Here is a 25674-nt window from a genome sequence, read left to right on the forward strand (position 1 = left end):
TCTGGCAGCCGGAGGCGGTGAGCTCGGCGATCTGCTGCAGCGTGGCACCGATGTCGGACGTACGCGTGGTCGTCATCGACTGCACGGACACCGGGGCGTCCCCGCCCACCGCCACCGACCCGACCTGGATCTGCCGGCTCTTCCGGCGCTCGGCGAGCTTGGTCGGAACGGACGGCATGCCGAGAGAAATCGCAGTCATCTGCTGTGCAACCCCAAGTCGTGGATCAAGGTCCGGCTCCCCGTGAGCAGCGGGCTCCGGGCTCCGAGATTACGGCACTGGCCGACGCCCGAGCACATCACGGTCGTAAACCCGCCCAAAGGACGATGGCCCGGAACGAAAGGGTTCCAGGCCATCGTGAACGGCAGGTGACGCTCCTCGGGGCTACGAGATCCGTACCGGGTTCACCACGTCCGCGATCAGGACGAGGAGGGTGAAGCAGACGAAGATCCCGGCCACCACATAGGCCACCGGCATCAGTTTCGCCACGTCGAACGGGCCGGGGTCGGGGCGGCGCAGCACCCTGGCGAGGTTGCGGCGCAGCGACTCCCACAGGGCACCCGCGATGTGTCCGCCGTCGAGCGGCAGCAGCGGGAGCATGTTGAACAGGAACAGGGAGAGGTTGAAGCCGGCGAGCAGCATCACGAACATGGCGAGCTGTTGCGAGGCGGGGATGTCGAGGGTGGCGATCTCGCCGCCGACCCGGGCCGCGCCGACGACGCCCATCGGGGAGTCGGGTTCGCGCGGGCCGTCGCCGAAGGCCGCGTCCCACAGGGCGGGGATCTTGGAGGGCAGGGCGGCGAGGGAGTCGACGGCGTCGCCGACCCGGTCGGTCATCCAGACCACGGACTCGCCGAGGTCCTGTTTGACGACGCCGGTGGCGGCGCTGAAGCCGAGGAAGCCGGCCTTGACGTACTCGCCCTCGACGTAGGCGCCGTTGCCGTCCTTCTTGGCGACCATGTTGGTGGCGATCGTCGCCTGGAGGGTGACCTCCCGGCCGTCGCGGTCGACGACGATCGGCACCTGCTTGCCGGCGCTGTCGCGGATGAGGTCGGAGAGGGTGGCCCAGTCGTCGGTCCTGACCCCGTCGAAGGCGACGATCCTGTCGTCGGCCTTCATCCCGGCGGCCGCGGCCGGGGAGCGGGGGTCGGACTTCTCGCACTCGTCGCGGTTCTCGCTCTGCGAGATCACGCACTGGGAGACCGAGCTGACGGTGGTGGTCTGCTGCTGGATGCCGAAGCCCATCAGCACGGTGAGGAACAGCGCCACCGCGAGGATCAGGTTCATGAACGGGCCCGCGAACATCACGACGACCCGTTTCCATGGTTTGCGCGTGTAGAACAGGCGCTTCTCGTCGCCGGGCCTGAGCTCCTCGAAGGCGGCGGAGCGGGCGTCCTCGATCATGCCGCGCCACGGTGAGGTGGAGCGGGCCTCGAGGCGGCCGTCGGGGCCGGGCGGGAACATGCCGATCATGCGGATGTAGCCGCCGAACGGGATCGCCTTGACGCCGTACTCGGTCTCGCCCTTGTTCCGCGACCAGAGGGTCGGGCCGAAGCCGACCATGTACTGCGGCACGCGGATGCCGAACATCTTGGCCGTGGACAGATGGCCCAGCTCGTGCCACGCGATGGAGAACAGCAGGCCGGCCGCGAAGACGACTATGCCGAGGATGAACATCAGGGTCGTCATGCATGCGCCTCCGCGCTCGCCGTCCGGACTGTCAGTTCCCGGGCCCTCGTCCGCGCCCAGGTCTCCGCTTCGAGGACGTCCGACACGGTCAGTGAGGTTCCCGACGCCGGGGTGCCGTGTTCCTCGACCACCCGGGTGACGGTCTCCATGATCCCGTTGAAGGGCAGCGCGCCGGCGCGGAACGCCTCCACGCACTCCTCGTTCGCGGCATTGAACACCGCCGGGGCGGTTCCCGCGAGCTCGCCGACGTGCCGGGCGAGGTTCACCGAGGGGAACGCCTCGTTGTCGAGGGGGAAGAACTCCCAGGTGGACGCCTTGCTCCAGTCGAAGACCGGAGCGGCGTCGGGGACCCGTTCGGGCCAGCCGAGGCCGACGGCGATGGGCCCGCCCATGTCGGGGGGCGTCGCCTGGGCCAGTGTCGATCCGTCCGTGTACTCAACCATCGAGTGGACATACGACTGCGGGTGCACGACGACCTCAATGCGGTCGAAGGGAATGTCGTACAGCAGGTGCGCCTCGATGACCTCCAGGCCCTTGTTGACGAGGGTCGCGGAGTTGATCGTGATGACCGGGCCCATGGCCCAGGTGGGGTGGGCGAGGGCGTCCTCGACGGTGACGTGGGCCAGCTGCTCCTTGGTGCGGCCGCGGAAGGGGCCGCCGGAGGCGGTGACGACGAGCCTGCGGACATCGGCGCGGGTGCCGGCGGCCAGCGCCTGGAAGAGGGCGGCGTGCTCGGAGTCGACCGGGATGATCTGACCGGGCTTGGCGAGCGCCTTGACCAGCGGGCCGCCGACGATGAGCGACTCCTTGTTGGCGAGCGCGAGGGTGCGGCCCGCCTCCAGGGCGGCGAGGGTCGGGGCGAGACCGATGGAGCCGGTGATGCCGTTGAGGACGGTGTGGCAGTCGGAGGCGGCGACCTGCGTGGCCGCGTCCTTCCCGGCCAGGACCTCGGGCAGCGGCTCCCCCGCCCCGTACCGCGCGGAGAGCGCCTCGCGCAGCTCCGGTACGACGTCCTCGCGGGCGACGGCGACCGTGCGCACCCGCAGCCGGCGGGCCTGCTCGGCGAGGAGGGCGACCCGGCCGCCGTGGGCGGACAGGGCGGTGACCCGGAAGCGGTCGGGGTTGCGCAGCACGAGGTCGATGGCCTGGGTGCCGATCGACCCGGTGGAGCCGAGGATCACCACGTCCTTCGGGCCGTCTCCCGCCACGGGGTCGTAGACGAGGTGCGGGTCGGCGAGGGGGGCTGGAGCGTCGGTCATGGACCCCATTGTGTCGGGTCGCGACCGCCGCCGGGCCCCCGCCCCGGCAGCCCGGGGGCGCGTCCCGGCGGTACGGGGGCGCGCCCCGGCTCCGCGCCCCGGCTCGGTGGTCGGCCGCCGTTCCCGCCCGCCGCGCCGCACCCGCCGGTCAGCGGTCGACGTGGTCGACCTCACGGTCGTTGCGCGGCTGGACCGGGCGGTTGCTCCTCGGGAACAGCTCCCGGTACGCCGCCACCTGCCGCGGGGTGACGCGCACCTGGTCCTCCAGCACGGTCCACTTGACGCCCTCCGTGCAGGGCGGGGTGGTCAGGGAGCCCTCGTAGCGGTACTGGTCGCGGTCGCCGGGGAGGAACCGTGTGAGGTCGACGGGCCTGGTGATGTGGCTCTGCCCGCCCTCCCCGGCCGGAAGGTGCTTCCACAGGTCCGTGAAGGCGGAGTGCCCCTTCGCCGTCCTCATCAGCACGCCGAGGACGGCGAGCCCGCCCTTGCTGTCCTCGTGCACGAAGTGCATCTCCATGGCCGCGTGCCCACCGTCCTCGGTGTGCTCGCTCGGGAGGTGGAAGTGGAACTGCCGCAGCTGGTACGTGGTGCCGTCGACGACGATGCTGCTGCCGGCGGAGACATTGGCCTGGACGGTGTGGCCGTTGTTCACGAGTTCCGCGGTGACGGGCTTGTAGTGGACGGTGACGGGTGTGTCCGTCTCGACGGCGACGTCCTCGGTGAGGTCGACGGGTGACTGTTCACGGCCCTTCTCGCAGGTCTCGAAGTCCTCGCTGAGCGAGGCCCAGTGCTCCGGGCCGGTGGCGCCCTCGTAGCTCCAGTGGGGGGTCTCCGGGGACTTGCCGTCCGGGGAGGCGGAGGCGGTGGCGGTGCAGGCGGTCGCCGTGACGGCCGTGAGGGCTGCGAGCGCGGAGACGACGGCCGTGCGTATGTGGTGGGAAGACATGCGGATGACCCCTCATCGGGTTGTGGGAGGTCATCCACCTTTCGCCATCGACCGCAACGAACGGGGCAAGGTTCGCACAGGGAACGGCAAGGAAGGGTAAGCAAACGTCCAAGGGTCCGGCGCACGTCCCGCAAAACAGGAAAAACCCGCAGCGGTAGGGGAGTTGGGCGCACCGGGCGGGAAGGGGGGAGGGCGGCCGGGTGCGGGGACCCGGCCGCCCTCCCTTCGGCGCCGTGGTGGCACGCGTCGTCAGCGGACCGGACGGTGCGCGTTCTCCCGGGTGCTCGGGCCGGGTGTGGCGTCCGCGATCCAGGGACCGTCGTCCGAGGGGTCGGTGATGCCCTGCTCCAGCCACTCGTACGTGCCGGAGAGCACGCCCTTGACGACCTTGCGGTCGACGTCGTCGGTGTTGGTCCACAGGCGGTCGAAGAGTTCCTCGACGCGGATGCGGGCCTGGCGGCAGAAGGCGTCGGCGAGCTGGTAGGCCTCACGGCCGTTCTCGCCGCGGCCGCGCAGGAGCTCGGCGCGGACGCAGGCGGCGCTCATGGCGAACAGTTCGGCGCCGATGTCGACGATCCGGCCCAGGAAGCCCTGCTTGGTCTCCATCCTCCCCTGCCAGCGGGACATGGCGTAGAAGGTGGAGCGGGCGAGCCTGCGGGAGGTGCGCTCGACGTAGCGCAGGTGCGGGGAGAGGTCGACGCCGTGTTTGAACTCGCCGTACGTGCCGGGGAGCTGTCCCGGTCCGGCGACGAGTTTCGGCAGCCACTTGGCGTAGAAGACGCCCGCGCCCACACCCGCCCTCGCCTTGTCGCCGAGGGACTTCTCCGGGTCGATCAGGTCACCGGCGACCGAGAGGTGGGCGTCGACGGCCTCGCGGGCGATCAGCAGGTGCATGATCTCCGTGGAGCCCTCGAAGATGCGGTTGATGCGCAGGTCGCGCAGCATCTGCTCGGCCGGGACCGCCCGCTCGCCGCGCGCCCGCAGGGACTCGGCGGTCTCGAAGCCGCGTCCGCCGCGGATCTGGACCAGTTCGTCGGCCATCAGCCAGGCCATCTCCGAGCCGTACAGCTTGGCGAGGGCGGCCTCGATGCGGATGTCGTTGCGGTCCTCGTCGGCCATCTGCGAGGAGAGGTCGACCACGGCCTCCAGGGCGAAGGTGGTGGCCGCGATGAACGCGATCTTGGAGCCGACGGCCTCGTGCAGCGCCACCGGCTTGCCCCACTGCTCCCGGGCCGCCGACCACTCGCGGGCGATCTTCAGGCACCACTTCCCGGACCCGACGCACATCGCGGGCAGGGACAGCCGGCCGGTGTTGAGCGTGGTCAGGGCGATCTTCAGGCCCTGGCCCTCCTCGCCGATGCGGTGCGAGGCGGGGACGCGGACCCGGTGGAAGCGGGTGACCCCGTTCTCCAGCCCGCGCAGGCCCATGAAGGCGTTGCGGTTCTCCACGGTGACGCCTTCGGAGGCCGCCTCGACCACGAACGCGGTGATGCCGCCCCGGTGGCCCTCGGACTTCGGTACGCGCGCCATGACCACGAGGAGGTCGGCGACCACGCCGTTGGTGGTCCACAGCTTCACCCCGTCGAGGACGTACTCCTCGCCCTCGGGTACGGCGGTGGTGGCGAGCCGTGCCGGGTCCGAGCCGACGTCGGGCTCGGTGAGCAGGAAGGCCGAGATGTCGGTGCGCGCGCAGCGCGGCAGGAACGTCTCCTTCTGCTCCCGCGTGCCGAAGATCTTCAGCGGCTGCGGGACGCCGATCGACTGGTGCGCGGAGAGCAGCGCGCCGATCGCCGGGCTGGCGGAGCCGACCAGGGCGAGGGCCTTGTTGTAGTAGACCTGGGTGAGGCCGAGGCCGCCGTACTTGGTGTCGATCTTCATGCCGAAGGCGCCGAGCTCCTTGAGCCCGGTGATCACGTCGTCGGGGATCAGGGCGTCACGCTCGATCCGGGCGCCGTCGATCTTCGTCTCGCAGAAGTCGCGGAGCTTGGCGAGGAACTCCTCACCGCGCTGGACGTGCTCGTCGGCGGGGAGGGGGTGGGGGTGGATCAGGTCGAGCCGGAAGCGGCCGAGGAACAGTTCCTTGGCGAAGCTGGGCTTGCGCCAATCCTGTTCCCGGGCCGCCTCCGCCACCTGACGGGCCTCACGTTCGGTGACCGTGGGCCGGGACGGAGACTCGGGTGCTGCGGACATGAGGCTCACCTCGCCGCGAATGGGATGGTGTCATTACATTACCGATTGGTGCTACTCGATCGTATGTACCCGATCCGTAGCCGCTCCGCCACCCTTCGTGCGGCCGTACGGCCGATGCTCCCGCGCCCGGCGGGCGGGTGGGGTGAGGGACAATTCCTCCGGCGCCCCTTCGGTTCGACCCGGCCCTGGAGAAAGCTGTCGAAGCGCTTCGACAGCCTATGGACACCCGTCATCCTGTGAGGCTACTGTCGAACCACCCTCACCTGCCCCTACACATTGCGCGCACTGTCGAAGCGCTTCACAAGCTTGGAGACTGGATGGTCACCCTCGCCGAGGTCGCCCAGCACGCCGGAGTCTCCGCGAGCACGGTGAGCTATGTCCTCAGCGGCAAGCGGTCCATCTCCGCGAACACCCGGCAGCGGGTCGAGCGGAGCATCCACGAGCTCGGGTACCACCCGAACGCCGGGGCCCGTGCCCTGGCCAGCAGCAGGTCGAACATCATCGCGCTGATGATCCCGCTGCGTACGGACATGTACGTGCCGGTGATGATGGAGATCGCCATCGCGATGGCCACCACGGCCCGCACCCACGGGTACGACGTGCTGCTGCTCACCGGTGAGGAGGGCCCGGACGCGGTGCGCCGGGTCTCGGGCAGCGGACTCGCCGACGGCATGATCCTGATGGACGTCGAACTCGACGACGAGCGGCTGCCGCTGCTGCGGGGTGGGGGTCCCCCCGCTCGAGCGAAGTCGAGAGTGGGGGACGACCAGCCGGCGGTGCTGATCGGGCTGCCGGCCGACACCGCCGGGCTGACCTGCGTCGACCTCGACTTCAAGGCCACCGGTGCGCTGTGCGTGGAGCACCTGGCCGAGCTCGGACACCGCGACATCGCCGTCATCGGCGAGGCGCCGGCGGTCTACGAACGGCACACCGGCTTCGCCGAGCGCACCCTGGACGGACTGCGCGGCCGGGCGCGGGAGCTGGGACTGCGGCTGCTGCACCGGCCGTGCGAGGGCGGGTACGACGCGATGTCCGTGACCCTGGCCCGGATCCTCGACGAACGCCCCGGCACCACGGGCTTCGTCGTGCAGAACGAGTCGGCGGTGGAACCCCTGCTCGCCCTGCTGCGGCAGCAGGGGCGGGCCGTGCCCGAGGACGTCTCGGTGGTCGCGATCTGTCCGGAGCAGGTCGCCGTGCAGGCCTCGGTGCGGCTGACGTCGGTCGCCGTCCCCGCGCAGGAGATGGGCCGGCTCGCCGTGGAACAGCTGGTCGCCAAGCTCGACGGGCGGGGCGGCGACGAGGTCGTGCTGATCGCGCCCGAACTGACGGTCCGCGCCAGCTCGGGCCCGGCGCCCGCCCCGTAGCCCACCCGCCCGGTGAGGCGGCCGCGGTCACTCGCGGCGCCACAGCGCCGGGACGTGGGGCGGCTCCCAGCCGGTCATCGAGGTGTGGGCCTGCAGACAGCGGTAACCGGCGCCCCCGTGGACGACCCGGTCGCCCGCCGCGTACGGACGGCCGGGAGCCCAGCTCCCGCTCGGCGGGTCGGTGGGCGGGTCCGTCGGCGGGTCCGTCGGGTCGCCCTCGACGTCGAGCACGAAGTCGAAGGTGCCCTGCCTGCCGCCGCCCGCGGCGCGGACGTTCATCAGCAGCGCCGGGTCGAAGAGCGCGTCCGTGCTGTTGCGGGGCTCGCCGGGGAAGTACAGCTGGGTGGTGAGCACGGGCTCGCCCGGTGCCTGCGCCTTGACGTGGATGTGCCGGGTGCGGCCGGGGTAGAGGCCCGGCACGATCGTCCGCAGGGTGAAGGCGCCGGTGGCGTCGGTGAACTGGTGCCCGCGGAAGGTGTATCCGGCCATGTCGTAGGCGCCCGCGTCGTCGGCCTGCCAGAAGTCGAGCAGCACCCCGGGAAGGGGCACGCAGTTCCGGCCGAAGACGTAGCCGCTGACGGTGAGCGGGGTGCCGGGGGTGCCGGGCGTCACGAGGTCGGTGCGCAGCGGGGAGTTCGGTTTGAAGTAGGGGCCCTCCATCTGGTCGGGCGTGGGGTCGTCGCCGTCGTCGCAGGAGGGGGTGGGCGCCAGGGGCCGCCCCTGGGAGCCGGTCTCCCTGGCGAGCGCCACCGTGCCCGTGGCCAGCAGCGGGACGGCGGCTCCGGCGGCGACGGCCGCGCGGAGCAGGTTCTTGCGGCTGATCGGGCGTTCGGCGCCGGTTCCGGGCGCGTCGGGACGGGATGGGGTCATGACGGTTCCTCGGGCTTCTCGGTGGGGGCGGAAGGACGGGGCGTGCCTGATCGCCGGAGAACCTATGCGCGCCGGCGGATACGGCGACAGCTCCCGTTCCGGCCCCTGCACGGCGTTATGGCGGCCGGGCGGCGCCGGGAAGCACGGGGCCGCCCGCACCGGGCACCGGTGCGGGCGGCACGGAGGCGGGGTGACTAACCGCCCGACACCGTCAGGTTGTTGGTGCGGAAGTCGAGGCCGCCGGCCGACGAGGTGATCTCGTAGCCGAACTGCACGTCACCGATGGTCTCGTTGCCCATCCAGCCCTTGGTGTCCTTGATCCACTTGAGGATCGGGAGGATGTCGACGGTGCCGGAGTTCGAGTCCGAGGTGCGCAGGAACGAGAAGACCTCGTTGGCTCCGTTGTTCCCCTTGTACACGTTCCAGGTGTGGCCGCCGAGGCTCACGGCGCCCTGCGAGGAGCCGAGCGGGCCCACGGCGCCGTGGTGGTTGACCCAGAGCATGATCTCGTAGTCGTAGTCCGTGTCCCAGATGTCGTACGAGGTGTTGTACGCGCCCGAGGACGGGACGGTGACGTTGTAGCTGCTGGTGAGCGAGGAGAGGGAGGTGATCGACTTGTTGATCACCTTCTTGGCGTTCGGGTAGGACTTGATGCCGCCGGTGTTGGGGTGGTCGGCCCAGGCGCCCCAGTTGGTGCCGGAGTTGGCCCAGACGCACTGGGCGCCGGCGCCGGAGCCCCAGATGTTGTTGTAGAGCGTGTAGCCGTTGAGGCCGGTGTTGCCCCACTGGTCGCAGGAGCTCCAGACGGCGGCGTGCGCGGGGGCGGAGGCGAGGCCGACCGTCGCGCCGAGCGCGAGGACGGGCGCCAGCAGGGCCTTGGTGATCCTGCTCAGGATGTTCGTTGCCATGGTGTCCTTCCATGGGTGGGGGGAATCGCTGGGAGGTCACCGCGTCTTCGGCGTGAGGACGCGGTCTTCTCCGGCGACCAGGTCGAGCTGCTCGGCGCCGGCGGAAGTCCACAGGGTGATGCGGTGGGTGCGGGTGGGCCGCAGGACGGCGGTGGCGCCGTCCGGGGACCAGGTGAGGTCGAGCGAGGCGCCGAAGCGGGTGCGGATCCCGCGCAGCCGGCCGCTCGGGTACGCCGGGAGGGGGGCCGGCAGCAGGACCAGCCGGTCGGGGGTGGACTGCACGAGCGCCTCGATCAGCACGGCGGGCAGGGTGTGGGCGGCGTCGGCGTTGTAGACGTGGCGGTGCGGGTAGTGCGCGCTCATCAGGGAGGCGTGGAAGAAGTCGCCGTCGAGGACCTGGCCGAGCGCGTGGGCGACCCGCTCGCCGTCCCGGAGGCGGGCCGCGATCAGCGCGTGGTGCAGGTGGCCGTGCGCGGAGTCGTTCTCGGCGCCGCGCAGTTCCAGGGCGCGGTGGGCGGCGGCGGCCAGGTCCGGGGTGTCGTAGGGGGTGATCTCGTCCAGGGGCCAGACGCCGTAGAGGTGGCTGAGGTGGCGGTGGTCGTAGGAGTCCTCCAGTCCGGGCCACGCCCATTCGGCGAGCGCCCCGTCGGCGTTGATCCGGTGCGGCGGGAGGCGGTCGGCGAGCGCCCGCCAGCGGTCGGCGTGCTCCGGGTGGTACGCGGCGGCGGTGCGCAGGGCGTGCCGGGCGGCGGAGAGGTCCATGGCCGCGTTGACGGTGCCCCAGCTCGCGTTGGCGGGCCGGTTCTCGGGCGAGTAGGAGGGGACGACGACCAGCCGGCCCTCGCTGTCGGTGCGGGTGAGGAAGTCCTCGTAGAACAGGGCGACTTCGGCGAGCACGGCGGCGGTGTGCGGGTCGCGTGCGCCGCGGGTCTCGTCGTGGTCGACCAGGGGCTTGAGCAGCCAGTCGGCGCCGGCGGTCCACAGGTGCAGCGGGTACTCGCGGCTGAAGTGGTACGCGTGCCCCGACTCGCCGTCGCTGTGGGCGGGCGCGACCACGCCCCGGGCGCCGAAGACCGCGCGGGCGTTGTCCCGCCAGTCGGGCAACTGCCGCCGGATCAGGGCGGACAGCGCCTCGGTGACCTCGGGGAGGGCCGCCGCGGCGGCGGAGGCGGTCTGGAGGTTGAGGTTGGCGTCGTTGGTGAAGGCGCCGGACCAGGCGGTGTCCCAGTCGCCGGTCCACAGTCCGGTGAGCCGGGGCGGGAACAGGCCGCTGGAGGACAGCAGGTGGTAGCGGCCGGCCGCGAAGAGCCGTTCGAGCAGGGCGGCGCTGCGCGGCCGGGTGAGCAACTCCGAACCCGGCAGGGCGCGTTCGTCCGGGTCGGCGGCCAGGTCCAGGGTGACGCGTTCGTAGGCGGTGCGGTGCGGGGGCAGGTGGCGGGCGAGGAGGTCGTCGTACGAGGACCCGGGGGCGTCGGCGAGCAGATCGCGCAGGGCGCGGCCCTCGGCGACCACGTCGAGTTCCCCGGTGTGCCGCCGCACCCGGGTGAGCAGCAGCACCGACCGCGCGCCCTCGACGTGCGCGCCCGGCGGGGCGAGCGCCGTGCGGCCGCCGGTGACGGCGACCAGGGTGACGCCGGTGCAGGCGAGGTCGCTGCCCGGGTAGCGGGCGCGCAGGCTCAGCAGGGCGCCCTCGGGGGTGAGGACGGCGCCGTGACCGACGCCCAGGCCGGTGGGGGCACCCGGGAGCCGGTGGTCCAGGGAGACGTCGAGGGTGAGTCCGGGGCCGGTGACGTGCTGGACGATCACGTCGTCGGCGCGGGAGACGAAGACCCGGCTGGTCCAGCCGGCGCGGGCCGCCTCCGCGACGCCCGTGGCGAAGTCGAGCGTACGGCGGTATCCGTCCGGGTCCGGGTCGCCGTCCGGGCGGCGCACGCGGACCTGGAAGGCCGGGTGGAAGGGCTGTACCCATTGGAGCGGGCGGCCGTCGGTGAAGCCCTCGGCGGCGGTCGGGTCACCGGCGAGCAGCCGGTCCTGGAGGTCGGACAGTCCGTCGGCGAGCCGGGGCGGCAGCCGGTTCCGGTCGTCGCCCTCGCCCGGACGGACGAGGGTGTGATGGGTGACGACGGTCCGGTCGTCGTTCGGATCACCGAACGCGAGGGCGCCGTGGTGGCCGTTGCCGCTCAGGAAGGCGTCCTCCCAGCGGGCGGCCGGCCGTGGTTCCCAGGTTCCGTGGACGGGCGTGGCGCTCATGGCTCGAGCACCGCCACGCCGTGGCGGCCGAGGGTGACGCGGTCGGTCACGGTCGTCTCCGTCAGCAGGTCGTGGTGGGTTCCCGGGACGTCCACGGTGACCGGCTCGCGGCCGTGGTTGAGCAGGAACAGCAGTTCCCCGCGGCGGACCGCCTCGACTCCGTCCGGGAGTCCGTCGAGCACCGGCCGGACGCCCGCACCGGCCGCGACGCGGGTCAGCAGCGCGCGCAGCGCCTCCGGTTCGGGGAGCGTCGAGACGTACCAGGCGCGGCCCTTGCGCAGCACGGCGGGCAGCCCGTCGAGTTCCCCGCCCCGGTAGGGGACGGTCTCGTCGGCGGTGCCGTCGGGCTCCAGTTCCTCGGACCACAGGGTGCCGCGCAGGCCGTCGCACTCCGCGGTCTCCCCCGGCTCCAGCGGCCACCACTCGTGCAGGGTGCGGATGCCGAAGAGTTCCCGCAGCCGGGCGTCCATGCCGCCGGGCCGGACCCGGTCGTCCTGGTCGGCGACGCCGGTCAGGAAGCCGCAGACGAGGGTGCCGCCGCCGCGTACGTAGGCGAGGAGGTTGTCGACGGCCGTGTCAGTGAGGAGGTAGAGCTGCGGGACGACGACCAGCCGGTAGCCGGACAGGTCGTGTTCGGGGTGGGCGAAGTCGGTGGTCAGGTGGGCCCTCCAGAGGGCGCGGTGCCAGGCGCTCAGGACCTGCGGGTAGTCGACCTCGTGGGAGGGCCGGGCCTCCTGGTCGCCGGCCCACCAGGAGTGCCAGTCGTGCAGCACGGCGACGTCGGCGGTGATCCGGCCGCCGGTGACGTGCGGGGCGATCCGGGCCAGGTCCGCGCCGAGCTGCTTGACCTCCTGGTACGTACGCCCCTGCGCACCCGCGTGGCCGACCATCCCGGAGTGGAACTTCTCGGCGCCCTGCCGGGACTGGCGCCACTGGAAGTAGCAGACGGCGTCCGCGCCGCGGGCGACGGCCTGGAGCGACCACAGGCGGTTGAGGCCGCGCGGCTTGGGGTGGTTCACGCGGCGCCAGTTGACCGGTCCGGCCGCCTGCTCCATCAGCATCCACGGGCCGCGGGCCTGGGAGCGGGTCATGTCCTGGACCAGGGCGCCGCTCTGGGCGCCGAGCGGGTCGCGCGGGTCGGGGTAGAGGTCGACGGAGACGACGTCCTCCTCCTCGGCCCAGCGCCAGGCGTCCTGGCCGGCCCACAGCGGCATGAAGTTGGTGGTGACCGGGAGGTGGGGGGTGTGCCGGCGGACGATGTCGCGTTCGGCGGTGTAACACTCCAGGAGCATGTCGGACGTGAAGCGCTTGAAGTCCAGCACCTGGGTGGGGTTCTTCAGGTAGTGCGCGTGACGGGGCGGCAGCACCTCGGCCCAGTCGCCGTAGCCCTGGCTCCAGAAGGCGGTGCCCCAGGCGGTGTTGAGGGCGTCGAGGGTGCCGTAGCGGTGGCGCAGCCAGGTGCGGAAGCGGGCGGCGGCCTCGTCGCCCCAGTCGTAGGTGCAGTACTCGTTGTTGATGTGCCACATGCTCAGCGCCGGGTGGGTGCCGTAGCGGGCGGCCAGGTCCTCGGTGATGGCGGCGGCGTGCCGGCGGTAGGTGGCGCTGGAGTGCGAGAAGTGCTGGCGTCCGCCCCACCACTCGGTCCGGCCCTCCGCGTCACGGGGCAGGGTGTCCGGGTGGAGGTGACCCATCCAGGGCGGCGGGGAGGCGGTCGGGGTGGCGAGGACGACCCCGATGCCGCTGTCGTGCATCAGGTCCATCAGCCGGTCCAGCCAGCCGAAGTCCCGCTCCCCGGGGCGGGGTTCGAGCTTCGACCAGGAGAAGACACCGAGGGTGACGGAGTTGACGCCGGCCTCCTTCATCAGGCGGACGTCCTCGCGCCAGACCTCCTCGGGCCACTGCTCGGGGTTGTAGTCGCCGCCGTAGAGGAGGCGGCCGCGGGTGGCGTCGCTCAGGTTCGGCATCAGACGGGCTCCCCGTACTGGATGCCGCGCCCGTTGGTGGCGAGGTAGACCCGGCCGTACACGCGCGGGTCGCCGGTGATGGTCTCGCCGGTCCAGCCCCACTGGTGGGCGTCGTCGTTGATCCGCACCCAGGTCTTCGCCTCGTCGTCGGAGCGGTGGACGGCGGTGCTGGTCCCGGTCGAGCCGACCTGGTAGATCGCGGGGTAGCCGGCGCCGTCGGCGGCCTTGCCGAAGCCGAGCGTGTAGGAGGCCCAGCAGCTCTCCACCTTGGTGAAGGTGACGCCGCCGTCGATGGAGCGGTACAGCCCGTTCCCCTTGGTACTCAGCCACAGGTCGCCGGTGCGGCCGGGCGCCGCGACCAGCTTGAACTGGCTGTCGCCGGCCGGCAGTCCGGTCGCACGGGCGGTGAAGGAACGGCCACTGTCCGTGCTGGCGAGCAGCGTTCCCGTGTCGGTGTCGTACGCGTAGAAGAGCGTCGGGTCGGCCGGGTCGGCGACCGGCGTGGCGCCCTTCGGGAAGGAGGGGATCTCGGACCAGGTGGTGCCGTCGTCCGCCGAGCGGTGGGCCGGGTACCTGGTGCCGTCCCAGTGCACGAAGGACCACAGGAGCACGCTGCCGTCGGCGTTGACGGCGATCGGCCCGGGCGCGTCCTTGGCGATGGAGGGCTGGGCCGCGAAGGGCGCCCAGGTCCGCCCGCCGTCGTGGGAGTACGCGCCGTTGCCGTGATCGCCCCAGCCCGCCCGGACGACGTACGCCGGTCTGCGCGCGGCCTGCGCGAGTCCCGTCGCCGACCCGGACACGGGGTTCGTCGCCATGCCGTGCGCCGGGGACGAGGTGAGCCGCTCGTGGTACATCACGCCGATGTCCCGCGACCCGCTGATCAGGTGCGCCCTCCCGACCGGGGGCGAGACCAGCTGGGTCACGGACGCCTCCTCCAGGCCGCGGATCTGCGGGGCCCAGTGACGCAGGTCGCGGGTGCCGTAGAGGGTGGCGCCGGTGCCGTACACGAGGTGCCGTGAGTCGTACGGGTCGAGGGCGAGCGCCTGGATCCACCAGCCGAACTTGGGCTTGTCCTCGCCCCACTTCAGGTACGGCGTCTCGGAGACGTCGAGCACGGCGGTGTCCTTCAGCGAGCGCCAGCTGCGGCCGCCGTCGGTGGACCGGTACAGCGTGTCGACCGCCGCCCAGCGGTTGTTGGTGGAGACGACGACGGTGCCGGGGCGGCGGGCGTCGATCGCGACCCCGCCGTAGCCGAAGGTGTCGGCGGAGCCTTCGTCCGTGGTCCCGCCGGGCTTCACCGGGGTGACCTCGGTCCACTCGTCGCCGCCGGTGCGCAGCTTGTGCACACTGCCGTCGGACTGCCCGTTGGGGCCGGGCGCGTCGGCGTACGTCAGGTACAGCTCGCGGGTGTGCCGGTCGTACGCGGCCCGGATCGGTACGCGTGCGGCGGCGCCGGACGGCTGTCCCGGCACGGCCTCCCAGGTGGTGCCGTCGGCCGTGCGGAACAGGTTCGCGTCGCCGCCGTCGCCCCAGCCGGCGTAGACGGTGCGCCCGGCGGCGGCGAGGAGGGTGACGCCCTGGCCGGTGGCGGACGGGGTGACCGGGAAGCCGGTCACCGGCGCCCAGGTGGCGCCCCGGTCGGTGGACCTGAGCAGTCCGTCGTGGCGGGTGCCGAGCCACAGGGTGTCGCTGTCGCGCGGGTCCACGAGGAGCCGCTCACCGGCGCCCCGGCCGTCCTCGTTGGCGCCGAGCTTCACGGTGAGGTCGGTGCGCCGCCAGGTGGCGCCGCGGTCGTCCGAGCGCAGGACGGCACCGTTGCTCCCCCACGACTGGGCGTAGGTGCCGCAGGCCAGGTAGAGGCGGTCCGGGTGGGCGGGGTCGACCGCCATCGCCTCGACCCCGAGCAGGTTCCAGTCGTCCCACCCGATGTGGTCGAGCAACGGGATCCAGCGGTCACGCCGGTCGTCCCAGCGGTAGGCACCCCCGATGTCGGTCCGGGCGTAGGCGAGCCCGCGCACGGAGGGATGGAACAGCACACCGGTGATGAACCCGGTACCGCCGATGACGACGTTGCGCCAGCGGTAGGAGGAGGACCCGGCGGCCTTCGCCTGGCCGGCGAGGACGGGAACACCGGCGACAGCGGCGACGGCCGCCGCTCCGGCAAGAACGGCACGCCGACTCAAGGGAGACGCGAACATGACAGAACCTCGCCTATGCGGGGGGGGTGAGTGGAGAACCTAAGGGGCGCGGGGAACTGCGCGATCAACCACAACGAACCGGCAGCCGAAAGACCACGCGAGTTCCCCCACAACTCAGGGCGCTAGCCCTTGACCGCGCCCGTGAGCATGCCCTTCTTGAAGTGCTTCTGGACGAACGGCGACAACACGGCCACCGGCAGCAACGCCATCACCATCACGGCCATCTGCACGGCCAGACCGGACAGCTCACCGGTCTTGATCGCCTGGCCCAGACCGACCGGCGCCTCCTGCTTCTGCACCAGCTGGATCATGACGTTCTGCAGCGGCAGCATGTCCTGGTCGTTCAGGTACAGGGAGGCGTTGAACCAGGCGCTCCAGTAGCCGACGGCGTAGAACAGCGTGATCACCGCGACGACCGCGCGGGAGAGCGGCAGCACGATCTGCCACAGGATGCGCAGGTCCCCGGCGCCGTCGATGCGGGCGCTGTCGATCAGCTCCTGCGAGATGCCCATGAAGAAGCCGCGCAGCACCAGGATGTTGAAGACGCTGATCGCGCTGGGCAGGATCAGCGCGAGGTAGCTGTCCGTCAGGCCGATGGACTGCACCAGCAGGTAGGTAGGGATGAGGCCGGCGCTGAAGAACATCGTGGCCAGCAGCACCATGAGGATCGAGCGGTGGCCCAGCGAGCCGGTGCGGGACAATCCGTAGGCGCACAGCACCGACACCGCCATCGAGAAGAGGGTGCCGACGAGGGTGATGCCGATGCTGACGAGCGCGGCCCGGGTGACCTGGCCGCCGCTGAGCAGTTCCTGGTAGGCGACGAAGGTGATGTCCGTCGGGATCATCACCAGCCCGCCGGCCTCGTCGATGGCCTTGCGCGTGGACAGGCTGGTGACCACGACGATCCACAGCGGGAACAGGATGGCCAGGCAGGCGAGGAACAGGACCAGCCCCTTGGCCGCGAGCCCGGCCCGGCCGGGCTTCTCCTCCCACACCGGCCGGGGCGGGGCCGCCCAGCGGCCGGGCGTGCGCGCGGGCTTGTCGATGACGGCGGTCACTTCTTGTACACCCCCTGCTCGCCCATGAGATGGGCCACCTTGTTCGCTATCAGGACCAGGCCGAGACTGATGACGCCCTTGACGAGTCCCGCGGCGGCCGCGTAGCCGAAGTCCTGGTTGCGCACGCCGTTCCACCACACGAAGGTGTCGAGGACCTCCGCGGCATCCGGTCCGACCATGTCGCGTTGCAACAGGATCTGTTCGAAACCGACCGTCAGGGCGTCACCGACGCGCAGCACCAGCAGCAGGGCGATCACCGGGCGCAGCGCGGGCAGCGTGACGTGCCACATGCGGCGCCAGCGGTTCGCGCCGTCCATCGCGGCGGCCTCGTACAGGTCGGGGCTGACCGAGGCCAGCGCGGCGAGGAAGACGATGATCCCCCAGCCCGCGTCCTTCCACACGCTCTGCGCGGTGACCAGGAACTTGAAGGTCTCCGGGTCGGTCATGAGGCTGAGCCCGTCGTACCCGTGGTCGCGCAGCAGCTGGGACAGCAGCCCGGCGCCGCCGAACAGCTGCTGGAAGACGGCGATGACCAGCACCCAGGAGAAGAAGTGCGGCAGGTAGAGGATGGCCTGCGAGATCGCCCGCACCCGCGGCCTGACCACGCTGTTGATGAGCAGCGCGAGCAGGATGGGGATGGGGAAGTACAGCACCAGCTGGAGGAAGAACAGCACCAGCGTGTTCTGCACCGAGTTCCAGAAGGCGGAGTCCTCGAAGATGCGCTGGAAGTTCTCCAGGCCCACCCAGGGGCTGTGCAGGATGGAGACGACCCCGTTGTCACTGATGTAGGGGTCGTACTCCTGGAACGCGACGACGTTGCCGAGGATCGGCACGTAGTTGAAGAGCAGTACCAGCAGCACGGCCGGCAGGGTCATCAGCAGCAGCACGCGGTCGCGTCTGAACCTCACCCGGAGGCTGAGCTTCTCGGCGGGTGGCTTCTTCGTGGCCCCGGTGGCGCCGCCGTGCGCCGCCGGGGGGTTCTCCTTCGCTTCGGCCTCGGTGTCGGTCCGAGGCACCGTGCTGTGGGACACGGCGGTTCTCCTTGCCTCGGTACCCGGTCAGCCGGCCGCCGAGCCGTTCTCGTCGAGGATCTTCTTGTACCAGTCCCGGAGCTCGTCCCCGCCCTTGCTCTTCCAGTCGGAGACGGCCTGCTGCACGTCGCTGACCTTCTTGCGGCCGCGGACGACGTCGTCCTCCAGCTGCTCGAAGTCGTTGGAGAGGTTGGTGTAGCGGGCCGGCTCGGTGATCTGCATGCCGTAGAAGGACGGCTTCTTGGTGAAGGCGCCCATCCGCTGCTGCCACTCCACCTGGCCCTTGGCGACCTCGGGGAAGTCGGGGTGGGCGATGGTCGCGGCGGGGCTCGCGATCATCACGAAGGCGTTCATCACGTCGATGTTGCCCTGGTCGGTCTTGGTGGGCACGCCGTCCTTGACGGTGTAGTGGGTGCCCTCCACACCGTAGTTGGTGGCCATGTACTCCTTGGTGCCGTACGGCGCGGCGGTGACGTTGGCGACGGCCAGCACGTCGCGGATCACGGCCTCGGACGCCTTCTTGTTGACGAAGGCGAAGATGCTCGCCGGGTTCTGCGCCCACAGCGTGGGGTCGCCGCCGTCGTGCCCGAAGAAGTCCATGCCCCAGATCTTGAACTCGGGGTTCTGGGTGGCCTGCTCGGCGGTGCGGCTCCACCACTGGGAGATGTCCTGGTTGTAGATGAGGAACTCACCGGCGGCGAACTTGGGCCCGGGGTCGGTGGCGTTGCTCTTGCCCAGCTTGGCGTCGGGGTGCACGACGCCGGCGGCGAACAGCTTGCGCGTCCACTCCAGGGCCTCGAGGTACTCCTCGGTCTCGATGCGGTGGACCAGCTTGCCGTCGACCAGGTTCCAGCCGAGCGACTTCTCGTTGCCGGAGAGCACACCGAAGGCGTTGAAGGCGGTCCACTTCATGTCCAGGCAGGCCCAGCGCTTGGCCTTGGCGTTGGTGGCGTCCTTGGCCAGTGCCATGAACTCGTCGCACGAGCGGGGGACTTCGTAGCCCTCCTTCTCGAAGATGTCCTGGCGGTACAGCGGCACGATGCCGGACACGTACGAGGACGGCATCGGCAGGCCGCGCAGCTTGCCGCCGAAGATGGAACGCTGCCAGGCGTCGGTGGGGATCGCCGCGAGGTTCGGGTAGTCCTTGACGGCGTCGCCGGACAGGTACGGGCCGAGATCGGCGAACTTGCCGATGATGGCGCTGGGGATCTTGCCCGTCATGTTCCAGCCGGGCACGACCACCACGTCGGGCACCTCGCTGGAGGCGAGGACCGCGCCGAGCTTCTGGTCGTAGGTGTTGCCGTCCTGGTTCTGCCAGACCACGTCGACGCCGATGAGGTCGTTCATCGACGTGTAGTAGGCGTTGCCGTCCTTGGGCGGGGAGCCCCAGAACGGCGACATGACGGTGACCTTGCCGCCCTTGCCGAGCTTCTTCGGCACCGACGTCTTCAGGTCCGCCAGGTCGAGCTTGCTGGTGAAGCCGACCGCGGAACCGTTCTTGCTGGGGAGGTCGGGCGTGACCACGTTGCTCGCCACGTACGCCGGGAGGATCTTCTTGGCGTCCTTGCCCGACGTGGTGCCGTCCCGCGAGCCTCCGTCGGACCCGCCGCACGCGGCGAGCAGCGGCATTCCCCCCGCCACCGCGGCGGTGGCGACCGCCGTGGAGGCGAGGAAGCTTCTCCGGCTCGGTCCGGAGGAGTTGGGGGCGGCGTTCGGCGTCATTGCGTCAACCCTTCATGGCGCACCAGGACACCCGGCGGTGGCCGTCGGCTGCGGTGTCTTCAGTGGAACTGGCTGAGCCGAAGCGGTGGTTCGGCGGAAGGTGCGCCGGAAAGGCGGGCCTCGCAGTCGAAGCGCTTCGATGTTGCTGCGAGGTTAAGTGAACACCTGGGGGCACACAAGGGTCGCATCGAAGATTCCTCGGATGTATGCGCGATTGCGATGCAGGCATCATGCCCATGGATCTTCCACCAGGCGTCCGATCTGTTGTGCTCGGATCCCTTGACACCCACCCCTGCCCCGAATGAGCATCGAAGCGCTTCGAAAGCGCCTCGTCGCTCCATCCCGAGGGGAACCCCACGTGACCGCACAAACGCCGCCTACGCCGCCTTTCCGCGATACGACCCTGCCGTTCGCGAAGCGCATCGACGACCTCCTGTCGCGGCTCACCCTCGACGAGAAGATCGGATTTCTGCACCAGTTCGCGCCGGCCGTCGAGCGCCTGGACGTCGCCGCCTTCCGCACCGGACAGGAGGCCCTGCACGGTGTCGCCTGGATGGGTCCGGCGACGGTGTTCCCGCAGGCCGTCGGCCTGGGCGCCACCTGGAACCAGGAGCTGGTGCGCCGGGTGGGCGAGGCGGTGTCCCGGGAGGTCCGCGCGATGCGCACCCGCGACGACCGCGTCGGCCTCAACGTCTGGGCGCCGACCGTCAACCTGCTGCGCCACCCCCTGTGGGGCCGCAACGAGGAGGGCTACTCGGAGGACCCGAAGCTCACCTCGGCGATCGCCACCGCCTACACCCAGGGCCTGCGCGGCGACCACCCGGCCTACTGGCGCACGGCCCCCGTCCTCAAGCACTGGCTGGCGCACAACAACGAGACGGAGCGCGACACCACCTCCAGCTCCGTCCGCCCGCGCGTGCTCCACGAGTACGACCTGCGCGCCTTCCGGGAGACGGTCGAGGCGGGCACAGTGGCCGGCGTGATGCCGGCGTACAACCTGGTCAACGGCCGCCCGAACCACGTGTCTCCGTACCTGCGGGAGCACCTGCGCGCCTGGACCGAGGAGGACCTGCTGGTCTGCTCGGACGCCGGGGCGCCGTCCAACCTGGTCGACTCCGAGCACTACTTCGACAGCCACGAGGAGGCCACCGCGGCGGCCCTGCGGGCCGGGGTGGACAGCTTCACCGACCACGGCACCGACAGCTCGACGATCATCGGACGTATCCGGGGCGCGCTGGAGCGGGGCCTGCTGACGGAGGCCGACATCGACACGGCCGTGCGCCGTCAGCTCTCGGTGCGGTTCCGGCTCGGCGAGTTCGACCCGGGCGCGGACCCGTACGCCGGGGAGCAGCCCTTCGACACCCCCGAGCACCGGGCGCTCGCCCAGGAGGCCGCCGAGCAGGCGATCGTCCTGCTGAAGAACGACGGCCCGCTGCCGCTCGCCCCGAACGCCCGTGTCGCGGTCGTCGGGCTGCTCGCCGACGAGTGCAAGCTCGACTGGTACAGCGGCAGCCTCATCCACCGCGTCACCCCGCTGGAGGGCCTCCACGAGCGCTTCGGCGCCGAGCGCGTCGAGTTCGCCGAGGGCGTGGACCGGGTGCTGCTGAAGACCTCCGCCGGTACGTTCCTGCACGTCCCGCCGACCCCCGAGGCCCCCGAGACGGCGCGCGGCGCCGAGGGCGCCCTCGACCCGGCGCTGCTCGCGGGCCGCACCGACCTGCCGCCGCTCACCGCCGGGGCGGAGGGCACCGAACTCGCCCTGGCCGACTGGGGCGAGGGCGTGCTCACCCTGCGGGCGCCCGACGGACGCTACCTCTCGGTCGCCGAGGACGGGTACGTGCGCGCCTCCGCCGACCAGCCGGGCGGCTGGGTCGTGCAGGAGACGTTCCGGCTGGAACCGCACGGGGACGGTCACCTCCTGAGGCATGTGGGGACAGGACGCCATGTGCGGGTCGCCGCCGACGGCGTGAAGGTTGCCGAGGAGGACCCCGAGGTCTTCGAACTGGTCGTCGTCGAGCGCGGGGAGGACGCGGTCACGCGTGCCGCGGCCGGCGCCGACGTGGTCGTGGTGGTCGCCGGCAACGATCCGCACATCAACGGGCGCGAGACCGAGGACCGTACGACGCTGCGGCTGCCCGCCCAGCAGGAGCTGCTGCTGCGCGCGGCCCGCGCCGCCAACCCGAACACGGTGCTGGTGCTGACCTCCGCCTACCCGTACGCGGTGGACACGGCGGACCTCCCGGCGCTGCTGTGGACCGCGCACGGCGGACAGGCCGCCGGCACCGCGCTGGCCCGGGTGCTCGCCGGCGACGTCTCCCCCGCCGGCCGGCTGCCGCAGACCTGGTACGCCGACGACGCCGACCTGCCGGACCTCCTCGACTACGACGTGATCGGCGGCCGGCAGACCTACCTGTACTTCGAGGGCACCCCGCTGTTCCCCTTCGGACACGGCCTGTCGTACGCGGGCTTCTCCTACGGGGAGCCGGCGGCGGACGTCGACGGCTCGGCGGTGCGGGTCTCCTTCACCGTCACCAACACCGGTGACGTCACCGCCGACGAGGTGCCCCAGCTCTACACCCGGGCCGTGGACCCCTCGGTCCCGCGTCCGCGCCGCGAACTGCTGGCGCACCGGAGGGTGACGCTGGCGCCCGGGGAGTCGGTCGGGCTGTCCTTCGTCCTGCCGCTGTCCGCCTTCGCGTTCTGGGACGTGGCGGCGGGCCGGTGGCGGGTGGAGCCGGGGACGTACGAGCTGCTGGCCGGGGCCTCCAGCGAGGACGTGCGCGCACGGACCACCGTGACACTGGACGGTGAGCCGACCGCTCCGCGCCCCGTCCTCGAACGCGGCCTGGACGCCGCCGGCTTCGACGAGCAGAGCGGCGTCGAGATCGTCGACCGTACGAAGGCGGTGGGCGACTCGGTCACCGCCGCGGCCGGGAAGGACGGCGAACTCCTCTTCCGGCGCTGTGACTTCGGCGGCGGGGCGACGGAGGTGACCGTGGAGGTGTCCGGCGAGGGCACGGCCGAGGTCTCGCTCGACGGCGGGCCGGTGCTCGCCGAGCTGTCGCCGGGAGCGCCCACGTCCGGCCCGTACGACTACACCACGCTCCGCGCGTCCTTCGCCGTCGTCGACGGTGTGCACGACGTGCGCCTGCGACTGCGCGGCCCGCTGCGGCTCGCGCACGTCGGCTTCTCCGGTTGAGGGTCCGGAGGCGGCCGGCGCGATGAAGGGGCCCGGCACCGGTGGGAACCGGTGCCGGGCCCCTTCACGTCGGGCGCGGACCTTTCCGGGGTGCCGCTCCAAAGGAGGCCCGCACCCCCGGAATCCGTCCTTCGGGCAGCCGCGCGGTCCCTATGATGCCGGGGTCAGGTTCAACGGAGGGGAGAGCGTTTTCATGTCCGGCACCAACCCCGCACCCGGTGGGTTCGGGCCGCCGTCCCAGCCCCCGCAGCAGCCGGGCCCCGGTTACGGCTATCCGCAGTCCGGCCCGTCCTACGGCTACCCGTCGGGTCCCGCTCCGCAGGGCATGCCCCCCGCGCCCTATCCGCAGACGCCCGGCTACGCGATGCCCATGCAGCCGAGCAACGGCATGGGGACCGCCGGACTGGTGCTGGGCATCATCGGCCTGGTCTGCAGCCTCACCTTCTTCCTGTGGATCTTCGGCGTGATCCTGGGCATCCTGGCGATCGTCTTCGGCGCCGTCGGCCGGGGGAAGGCGAACCGGGGCGAGGCCACCAACAGGGGCTCGGCGACCGCCGGGCTCATCTGCGGCATCGTGGCCACGGTGATCCTGCCGCTGCTCGGCATCCTGCTGTTCGCCAGCGTCATGGGAGGCATCGGCGCCGCGTCCTGAACGCCCGTCCTGCGGGGGCCGGTCCGAACGGACCGGCCCTCCGCCGTGTGCGAAGGCTCCCGTTCAGCCGGTGCGCAGTCGTCGCCGGGCCTCCATCAGCGCGAATCCCAGCAGGTTCGGACCCCGCCAGCGCTCCGGGTCGCTCGCCCCCTCGTCGCCGGCCGCGAGGCCGATGCCCCACACCCGGTCCACCGGGCTCGCCTCGACCAGGACGCGCTCGCCCGTGCCCAGCAGGAAACCCCGCAGGTCGTCGTGGGCCGCGAACTTGTGCACGCTGCCCTCGACGACGATGCCGAACCGCTCCCGGAGCCACGTCTCCTCGTCGAAGCCCCGCACCAGCCGCCCGGCCTTCTTCGCCTGCGAGGGATGCCCCGCGGCCAGCACCCGCCGCTCCCCCTCCGGGTCACCGAACAGCCGGGCCTTGGCCGCCATCATCCAGTGCTCGGCGGTCGCGTACTCCACGCCGTCCACCGTGAACGGCGACGGCCACCACTGGCTCAGACAGCTCGCCCCGATCCGGCCGTCGGGCAGCGGCCGGTGCCCCCAGAAGTGCAGGTACTTGATCCTCGCCCCGGCGCGGGCCGCCTCGATCAGCGTCTCCCGCGAGTCCGTCGCCCCCGTGATCCTCTCCATGCACGCGAGTCTGGCAGCAACCACTGACACCTCGTCCTGCCTTTTCCGTGGCCACTCGACACCTGGTCGACAGATTTCGTCGCGTAACCAAAAGGCAACAACGGAATCACTTGTTGGAGTCCCACCGCTCTGTCAGGATCGGCACTCAAATCGAGCTGGAGCCACGCCGCCCCCTCGGGGACACGGAGGAGAGCGACATGCACAACCCGGGCACCACCACCCCGGAACGGTTTCCCGCCCAGGACCGGTTCGCGGACGGCGCGCAGTTCATCGCGGGTCGCCTGACGAAGGGCACCTCGGGCCGGACCCACGCGGTCGTCGACCCGGCCACCGGTGCCGAGGTGTACACGTACGAACTCGCCGGCCCCGACGACGTCGACGCGGCCGTCGCCGCCGCGCGGGAGGCGTTCCCGGCGTGGGCCGGCGCCACTCCCGGCGAGCGGTCCGACGCCCTGCACCGGTTCGCCGCCGTCGTCGCCGACCGCGCGGAGGACTTCGCCCGCGCGGAGTCACTGCAGTGCGGCAAGCCCCTGAAGCTGAGCCGCGAGTTCGACGTCCCGGGCACGATCGACAACATCGCCTTCTTCGCCGGTGCCGCCCGCCATCTGACGGGGCAGTCGGCCGGCGAGTACTCCGGCGACCACACCTCCTACGTCCGCCGTGAGCCGATCGGCGTCGTGGGCTCCGTCGCCCCCTGGAACTACCCCCTCCAGATGGCCGCCTGGAAGATCCTCCCGGCGATCGCCGCGGGCAACACCGTCGTCCTCAAGCCCGCCGAGCTCACCCCGCTGACCTCGCTGCTCTTCGCGCAGGCCGCCACCGACGCGGGCATCCCGGACGGTGTGATCAACATCGTCACCGGCACCGGCGCGGAGGCGGGCGAGCACCTGGTCGGCCACCCCGATGTGGCCATGATCTCCTTCACCGGTTCCACCGCCGTCGGCAAGCGGGTCGCCCAGATCGCCACCGCCACCGTCAAGCGCCTCCACCTGGAACTCGGCGGCAAGGCCCCCTTCGTCGTCTTCGACGACGCCGACCTCGACGCCGCCGTCCACGGCGCGGTCGCCGGAGCGCTCATCAACACCGGGCAGGACTGCACGGCCGCCACCCGCGCGTATGTGCAGCGCCCGCTCCACGAGGCGTTCGTCGAGCGCACCGCGGCCCTGATGGACACCGTCCGGCTCGGCGACCCCTTCGCCCCCGGCACCGACCTCGGCCCGATGGTCTCGCACGTCCAGCGCGACCGGGTGGCCGGATTCGTCGACCGGGCGCGCGCCCACGCCCGCGTGGTGACCGGCGGCGAGGCCCCTCAGGGGGACCTGAAGGACGGCGCGTACTATCGCCCCACGCTCATCGCCGACGCGGCGCAGGACAGCGAGGTCGTGCAGTCCGAGATCTTCGGTCCGGTGCTGGTCGTCCTGCCCTTCGACACCGACGACGAGGGCATCGCGCTGGCCAACGACACCCCGTACGGACTCGCCGCCTCCGCCTGGAGCCGGGACGTGTACCGCACGGGCCGCGCCACCCGCGAGATCAAGGCCGGGTGCGTGTGGATCAACGACCACATCCCGATCATCAGCGAGATGCCGCACGGCGGCTCCAGGGCGTCCGGCTTCGGCAAGGACATGTCCGCCTACTCGTTCGAGGAGTACACGCAGATCAAGCACGTCATGTTCGACAACACCGCGGTGGTCCGCAAGGACTGGCACCGCACCATCTTCGGGGACCGATAGCAGCCAGGCC

Annotated in this window: 18 protein-coding genes; 4 read left to right on the forward strand and 14 right to left on the reverse strand. The window is 71.5% G+C overall.

The window, feature by feature from the left end:
* The 5 genes from KUM38_RS16730 to KUM38_RS16750 all read right to left on the reverse strand — a co-directional run.
* The coding region (locus tag KUM38_RS16730; protein ID WP_030422095.1) for a flavodoxin-dependent (E)-4-hydroxy-3-methylbut-2-enyl-diphosphate synthase at positions 1-199 on the reverse strand (199 nt) is incomplete at its 3' end.
* 183 nt (positions 200-382) lie between these two features.
* Positions 383-1675, reverse strand: coding sequence for an RIP metalloprotease (locus KUM38_RS16735; RefSeq protein ID WP_217130200.1), 1293 nt, complete (start codon positions 1673-1675; stop codon positions 383-385).
* A gap of 8 nt (positions 1676-1683) precedes the next feature.
* On the reverse strand, positions 1684-2946 hold the full coding sequence (gene dxr / locus KUM38_RS16740) for a 1-deoxy-D-xylulose-5-phosphate reductoisomerase (RefSeq protein WP_217130175.1): 1263 nt from the start codon (positions 2944-2946) through the stop codon (positions 1684-1686).
* Between the two features lie 148 nt (positions 2947-3094).
* Complete coding sequence (locus KUM38_RS16745) at positions 3095-3892, reverse strand: carbonic anhydrase (RefSeq protein ID WP_217130176.1); 798 nt, start codon at positions 3890-3892, stop codon at positions 3095-3097.
* A 249-nt stretch (positions 3893-4141) separates the two neighbouring features.
* Positions 4142-6082: an acyl-CoA dehydrogenase family protein gene (locus tag KUM38_RS16750; RefSeq protein ID WP_217130177.1), complete on the reverse strand. Its 1941-nt coding sequence runs from the start codon at positions 6080-6082 to the stop codon at positions 4142-4144.
* Positions 6083-6399: 317 nt separating this feature from the next.
* Here KUM38_RS16750 and KUM38_RS16755 point away from each other — a divergent pair, with 317 nt between their 5' ends.
* Positions 6400-7446 (forward strand): LacI family DNA-binding transcriptional regulator, encoded by a 1047-nt coding sequence (locus tag KUM38_RS16755; RefSeq protein ID WP_217130178.1) that lies wholly within the window; start codon positions 6400-6402, stop codon positions 7444-7446.
* A 27-nt stretch (positions 7447-7473) separates the two neighbouring features.
* Here the strand turns inward: KUM38_RS16755 and KUM38_RS16760 are convergent, their stop codons facing one another.
* From KUM38_RS16760 to KUM38_RS16795, 8 genes are all read right to left on the reverse strand, one after another.
* On the reverse strand, positions 7474-8316 hold the full coding sequence (locus tag KUM38_RS16760) for a carbohydrate-binding protein (RefSeq protein ID WP_217130179.1): 843 nt from the start codon (positions 8314-8316) through the stop codon (positions 7474-7476).
* Positions 8317-8510: 194 nt separating this feature from the next.
* On the reverse strand, positions 8511-9224 hold the full coding sequence (locus KUM38_RS16765; protein WP_217130180.1) for a hypothetical protein: 714 nt from the start codon (positions 9222-9224) through the stop codon (positions 8511-8513).
* 36 nt (positions 9225-9260) lie between these two features.
* Positions 9261-11474: a glycoside hydrolase N-terminal domain-containing protein gene (locus KUM38_RS16770; RefSeq protein WP_217130181.1), complete on the reverse strand. Its 2214-nt coding sequence runs from the start codon at positions 11472-11474 to the stop codon at positions 9261-9263.
* A complete protein-coding gene (locus KUM38_RS16775) occupies positions 11471-13438 on the reverse strand; it encodes a beta-galactosidase (protein ID WP_217130182.1) in 1968 nt (655 codons plus the stop codon). The genes KUM38_RS16770 and KUM38_RS16775 overlap by 4 nt, the downstream gene beginning before the upstream one ends.
* A complete protein-coding gene (locus KUM38_RS16780) occupies positions 13438-15636 on the reverse strand; it encodes a 1,4-beta-glucanase (RefSeq protein ID WP_217130183.1) in 2199 nt (732 codons plus the stop codon). Before KUM38_RS16780 ends, KUM38_RS16775 begins: the two co-directional genes overlap by 1 nt.
* Before the next feature lie 122 nt (positions 15637-15758).
* Complete coding sequence (locus tag KUM38_RS16785) at positions 15759-16694, reverse strand: carbohydrate ABC transporter permease (RefSeq protein WP_217130184.1); 936 nt, start codon at positions 16692-16694, stop codon at positions 15759-15761.
* Positions 16691-17725 carry a sugar ABC transporter permease gene (locus tag KUM38_RS16790; RefSeq protein WP_217130185.1) on the reverse strand — a complete coding sequence of 345 codons (1035 nt, stop codon included), beginning with the start codon at positions 17723-17725 and terminating at the stop codon, positions 16691-16693. The genes KUM38_RS16785 and KUM38_RS16790 overlap by 4 nt, the downstream gene beginning before the upstream one ends.
* Before the next feature lie 27 nt (positions 17726-17752).
* Complete coding sequence (locus tag KUM38_RS16795; RefSeq protein WP_217130186.1) at positions 17753-19447, reverse strand: extracellular solute-binding protein; 1695 nt, start codon at positions 19445-19447, stop codon at positions 17753-17755.
* Positions 19448-19805: 358 nt separating this feature from the next.
* On the opposite strand from KUM38_RS16795, the gene KUM38_RS16800 reads away from it, so the two are divergent.
* Both KUM38_RS16800 and KUM38_RS16805 read left to right on the forward strand, forming a co-directional pair.
* Positions 19806-22646 carry a glycoside hydrolase family 3 protein gene (locus KUM38_RS16800; protein WP_217130187.1) on the forward strand — a complete coding sequence of 947 codons (2841 nt, stop codon included), beginning with the start codon at positions 19806-19808 and terminating at the stop codon, positions 22644-22646.
* Positions 22647-22839: 193 nt separating this feature from the next.
* Positions 22840-23298, forward strand: a complete 459-nt coding sequence (locus KUM38_RS16805) for a DUF4190 domain-containing protein (RefSeq protein ID WP_217130188.1) — start codon at positions 22840-22842, stop codon at positions 23296-23298.
* Between the two features lie 63 nt (positions 23299-23361).
* On the opposite strand, the gene KUM38_RS16810 is transcribed toward KUM38_RS16805, so the two are convergent.
* Complete coding sequence (locus KUM38_RS16810; RefSeq protein ID WP_217130189.1) at positions 23362-23931, reverse strand: NADAR family protein; 570 nt, start codon at positions 23929-23931, stop codon at positions 23362-23364.
* A 197-nt stretch (positions 23932-24128) separates the two neighbouring features.
* On the opposite strand from KUM38_RS16810, the gene KUM38_RS16815 reads away from it, so the two are divergent.
* Positions 24129-25664, forward strand: coding sequence for a gamma-aminobutyraldehyde dehydrogenase (locus KUM38_RS16815; RefSeq protein ID WP_217130190.1), 1536 nt, complete (start codon positions 24129-24131; stop codon positions 25662-25664).
* Positions 25665-25674 lie beyond the last annotated feature (10 nt).

This window comes from Streptomyces sp. AC558_RSS880, assembly GCF_019049255.1.
Classification (GTDB): Bacteria; Actinomycetota; Actinomycetes; order Streptomycetales; family Streptomycetaceae; genus Streptomyces.

Excerpts from the sequence above, each read along its gene's own strand:
- dxr (WP_217130175.1), bottom strand. The coding sequence starts at position 2,946 with ATGACCGACGCTCCAGCCCCCCTCGCCGACCCGCACCTCGTCTACGAC.
- KUM38_RS16765 (WP_217130180.1), bottom strand. The coding sequence starts at position 9,224 with ATGGCAACGAACATCCTGAGCAGGATCACCAAGGCCCTGCTGGCGCCC.
- KUM38_RS16745 (WP_217130176.1), bottom strand. The coding sequence starts at position 3,892 with ATGTCTTCCCACCACATACGCACGGCCGTCGTCTCCGCGCTCGCAGCC.
- KUM38_RS16815 (WP_217130190.1), top strand. The coding sequence starts at position 24,129 with ATGCACAACCCGGGCACCACCACCCCGGAACGGTTTCCCGCCCAGGAC.
- KUM38_RS16755 (WP_217130178.1), top strand. The coding sequence starts at position 6,400 with ATGGTCACCCTCGCCGAGGTCGCCCAGCACGCCGGAGTCTCCGCGAGC.
- KUM38_RS16735 (WP_217130200.1), bottom strand. The coding sequence starts at position 1,675 with ATGTTCATCCTCGGCATAGTCGTCTTCGCGGCCGGCCTGCTGTTCTCC.
- KUM38_RS16760 (WP_217130179.1), bottom strand. The coding sequence starts at position 8,316 with ATGACCCCATCCCGTCCCGACGCGCCCGGAACCGGCGCCGAACGCCCG.
- KUM38_RS16750 (WP_217130177.1), bottom strand. The coding sequence starts at position 6,082 with ATGTCCGCAGCACCCGAGTCTCCGTCCCGGCCCACGGTCACCGAACGT.
- KUM38_RS16810 (WP_217130189.1), bottom strand. The coding sequence starts at position 23,931 with ATGGAGAGGATCACGGGGGCGACGGACTCGCGGGAGACGCTGATCGAG.
- KUM38_RS16805 (WP_217130188.1), top strand. The coding sequence starts at position 22,840 with ATGTCCGGCACCAACCCCGCACCCGGTGGGTTCGGGCCGCCGTCCCAG.
- KUM38_RS16780 (WP_217130183.1), bottom strand. The coding sequence starts at position 15,636 with ATGTTCGCGTCTCCCTTGAGTCGGCGTGCCGTTCTTGCCGGAGCGGCG.
- KUM38_RS16775 (WP_217130182.1), bottom strand. The coding sequence starts at position 13,438 with ATGCCGAACCTGAGCGACGCCACCCGCGGCCGCCTCCTCTACGGCGGC.
- KUM38_RS16770 (WP_217130181.1), bottom strand. The coding sequence starts at position 11,474 with ATGAGCGCCACGCCCGTCCACGGAACCTGGGAACCACGGCCGGCCGCC.
- KUM38_RS16795 (WP_217130186.1), bottom strand. The coding sequence starts at position 19,447 with ATGACGCCGAACGCCGCCCCCAACTCCTCCGGACCGAGCCGGAGAAGC.